Here is a 3455-nt window from a genome sequence, read left to right on the forward strand (position 1 = left end):
CGACAACGCCCCGCCCTGTTCCATCCCGCCTCCCTCCACGCCACCGCGACAGAGCAAGGCATGTGCCTTGATGGCGCACTCCGAGGCACAGGGCATGGCCCCGTCCAGGCGCGCGCGAAGGGGCCCGGAAGCGGGACGGACAGCGGTGCTCCACCCGCGCTCTCGGTGCGCGAGGAGGTGGGACGCCAGGCCGCTAGAAGCGGGAGATGGCGAAGAAGCCCTTGATCTTGTCGTTCGTCTCGCGGAGCCGCTCGCTCAGCGTGCGGACGAACGTCCAGAGGAGCACGTAGGCCAGGTCCTTGTCCGTGAACATGAGCTGGTCCAGCTTCTCCCGCCCGATGACCCACACCGTGCAGTCGCTGTGGGCGATGGCGTCCGCGGAGCGGGGCGAATCCTCGATGACCGCCATCTCCCCGAAATACTGGCCGGCTTCGAGGATGGCGAGCGCCTCCTCGCCAATGCCCGGCACGGATTTGGAAATGCGCACCCGCCCGTCGGCGAGGATGAACATGTCCTGGCCGGTGTCGCCTTCACGGAAGACGAAGTCGCCCGCCGGATAGGTCCGGGATTGGGCAATCCGGGCGACCTTGGCGAGCTGGCCCTGGGTCAATCCCTCGAAGAGCGCAACCTTCTTGAGGACAGCGGCATCCATAGGGTCCAGGTACGTAACATGGCCTGGAGGACGGCGTCTGGTACCGTCCCAGCCCGAAAACGCAACAGCGCAGGAGGCGCCGTGTCGCAGGACAAGATCCAGAAGGTCACCATCATCGGTTCGGGCCCCGCGGGCTACACGGCCGCCATCTACGCGGCGCGCGCCAACCTGGAGCCCGTCGTGTTCGCCGGTGGCCCCACCTTGGAGCACCCGCAGCGCGTCCCGGGTGGCCAGCTCATGGTCACCACCGACGTGGAGAACTACCCCGGCTTCCCGGAGGCCATCACCGGCCCGGAGCTGATGGAGCGCTTCCAGAAGCAGGCGGAGCGCTTCGGCACCGCGCTGCACATGGAGAACATCACCAAGGTGGACTTCTCCCAGCGGCCCTTCCTGCTGGAGAGCGAGAGCGGCATGCAGGTGCGCTCGGAGACGGTCATCATCTCCACCGGCGCCACCGCCAAGTGGCTCAACGTCAAGGGCGAGGACACCTACAAGAACCGCGGCGTGTCCGCGTGCGCCACCTGCGACGGCGCCTTCTACAAGAAGCAGGACGTGCTGGTGGTGGGCGGCGGGGACACGGCCATGGAAGAGGCCACGTACCTGGCGAAGATCGTCAACCACGTCACGCTCATCCACCGCCGTGACACCCTGCGCGCCTCCAAGGTGATGCAGGAGCGCGCGCTCAACAACCCGAAGATCTCCTTCCTGTGGAACTCCGCGGTGGAAGAGGTCGTCGGCAACCCCAAGGGCATGACGGGCGCGGTGGTGCGCAACCTGAAGACGAACGACAGCCAGCTCGTCACCGCCACGGGCCTGTTCGTCGCCATCGGCCACACGCCGAACACGGAGCTGTTCCAGGGCATCCTGGAGACGCACCAGGGCGGCTACCTCAAGACGGTGCCGGGCAGCACGCGCACCAACATCCCCGGCGTCTTCGCCTGCGGTGACGTGCAGGACAGCTACTACCGCCAGGCCATCACCGCCGCGGGCACCGGCTGCATGGCCGCCATCGACGCGGAGCGCTGGCTCATCGAGCACGGCGAATGAGCACGAAGCACAAGCCCAGCCAGAAGACGGTGGCGGTGCACGCGGGCTCCCGGTTGACGGGGAGCAAGGCGGTGCCCGTCATGCCGCCCATCTTCCCGGCGGCGGTGAACTGGTTCGACAGCAGCGACGACCTGTCCGACGCGCTGGACGGCAAGGACTACGCCTACGCCCGCATCAGCGCGCCCAACGCGGCGCTGCTGGAGGAGGCCGTGGCGGCGCTGGAGGGGGCCGAGGCGTGCGTCGCGTACGCCAGCGGCATGGCGGCGCTGCGCTCGCTCTTCGACGCACAGCCGTGGAAGGCCGGCGACGTGCTGGTGATGCCGACGGATGGCTACGGTGTCACCCGGTTCCTCTACAAGAACCTGTGCGCTCGCTGGGGCGTGGAGCTGCGGCCGCTCAACCAGACCGACCCGGACGCCCCCGCGCGGATCCGCGAGTGGCGCCCGCGCATGGTGCTGGCGGAGAGCATCTCCAACCCACTCTTGCGCGTGCCGGACATCCGCGCCCTCGCGGAGGCGTGCCGCGACGCGGGGTCGGTGTTCGCGGTGGACGCGACGTTCCCGTCGCCCTTCGGGCAGCGCGCGCTGGAGCAGGGCGCGGACTACGCGGTGCAGTCCACCAGCAAGTGGCTCAACGGCCACAGCGATGCGCTGGGCGGCACGGTGAGCGGTTCGAAGGCGCGGATGGATCCGCTGCGCTCGGCGCGCATCCTGTCGGGGGACGTGCTGGGCCCCTTCGAGGCGTGGCTCACGCTGCGCGGTCTGCGCACGCTGCCCGTCCGCATGAAGGCCCACAACGAACACGCCGCGCACGTGGCGAAGCGGCTGTCGGACTCGCCGCTCCTGGAGCGCGTCATCTACCCGGGCCTGACTTCCCATCCGGACCACGCGGTGGCGGGCCGGGTGCTGGAGGGCGGCTTCGGGCCCATGGTGGCGTTTGAAATCCGCGGCGCGGGCCAGAAGGAAGGCGACCGGTTCCTGGAGGCGCTGCGGGTGTGCAAGCCCGGCCCGTCCCTGGGCGACGTGGGCACGCTGGTGATGCACGCGGCGAGCGCCAGCGCCCGTCGGATGACGCCCGAGGAGCGCGCCCATGCGGGCATCCGCGACAGCCTCATCCGCGTGTCCGTGGGGCTGGAGGACCCGGACGACGTGGCGGACGACCTGCTCGCCGCGGTGGCGAAGGGGGCCGGCCGGTGAAGATGGTGGACGTTGGCGACAAGCCGAAGACGGAGCGCGTGGCGGTGGCCACGGCCCGTCTGCGGATGCTGCCCGCCACTCGCGAGCGCATCCTCGCGGGGCAGGTGGAGAAGGGGGACGTGCTCGCGGCGGCGCGCATCGCGGGCATCATGGCCGCCAAGCGCACCCCGGACTTCGTGCCCCTGTGCCACCCCATCGCGCTCGCGGGCGTGGACGTCACGCTCACGCCCGTGGACGAAGGCCTGGAGGTCCGCGTGCGGGTGAAGACGGTGGACCGCACGGGCGTGGAGATGGAGGCGCTCACGGCCGCGTGCGCCGCGGCGCTCACCGTCTATGACATGTGCAAGAGCGTGGACCGGGGCATGGTGATTGAAGCCGTGCAGCTGGACCACAAGTCCGGCGGCCGCTCCGGGACCTGGGAGCGCGAGGCGCCCTAGGGGGTGTCCCTAATTATCTGAAGAAAGGTGCTGGAGGCCGAGCGGCCGCCAGCACCGTGGGCAGGGTTGAGCTTGCAGGGAAAGGAAGAGCTGAGCACCCCTGGTGAGTGCACCGACATGAGC

Annotated in this window: 4 protein-coding genes; 3 read left to right on the forward strand and 1 reads right to left on the reverse strand. The window is 69.6% G+C overall.

Annotated elements, in window-relative coordinates; all coding sequences use genetic code 11:
• Positions 1-193: 193 nt before the first annotated feature.
• The gene (locus tag D7V97_RS41390) at positions 194-652 is read right to left on the reverse strand and encodes a cyclic nucleotide-binding domain-containing protein (RefSeq protein WP_120616043.1); all 459 of its coding nucleotides are present in this window, start codon (positions 650-652) and stop codon (positions 194-196) included.
• 81 nt (positions 653-733) lie between these two features.
• Between D7V97_RS41390 and trxB the strand changes: the two genes are divergently transcribed.
• From trxB to moaC, 3 genes are read left to right on the forward strand one after another with little or no spacing between them, the layout of a single operon-like run.
• On the forward strand, positions 734-1699 hold the full coding sequence (gene trxB / locus D7V97_RS41395; protein WP_120616044.1) for a thioredoxin-disulfide reductase: 966 nt from the start codon (positions 734-736) through the stop codon (positions 1697-1699).
• Entirely contained in the window at positions 1696-2895 is a 1200-nt protein-coding gene (locus tag D7V97_RS41400; RefSeq protein ID WP_120616045.1) for a PLP-dependent aspartate aminotransferase family protein, read from the forward strand. The genes trxB and D7V97_RS41400 overlap by 4 nt, the downstream gene beginning before the upstream one ends.
• Positions 2892-3332: a cyclic pyranopterin monophosphate synthase MoaC gene (gene moaC / locus D7V97_RS41405; RefSeq protein WP_120616046.1), complete on the forward strand. Its 441-nt coding sequence runs from the start codon at positions 2892-2894 to the stop codon at positions 3330-3332. Before D7V97_RS41400 ends, moaC begins: the two co-directional genes overlap by 4 nt.
• The last annotated feature ends 123 nt before the right edge of the window (positions 3333-3455 follow it).

This window comes from Corallococcus sp. CA053C (assembly GCF_003611675.1).
Classification (GTDB): Bacteria; Myxococcota; Myxococcia; order Myxococcales; family Myxococcaceae; genus Corallococcus.

Excerpts from the sequence above, each read along its gene's own strand:
- D7V97_RS41400 (WP_120616045.1), top strand. The coding sequence starts at position 1,696 with ATGAGCACGAAGCACAAGCCCAGCCAGAAGACGGTGGCGGTGCACGCG.
- D7V97_RS41390 (WP_120616043.1), bottom strand. The coding sequence starts at position 652 with ATGGATGCCGCTGTCCTCAAGAAGGTTGCGCTCTTCGAGGGATTGACC.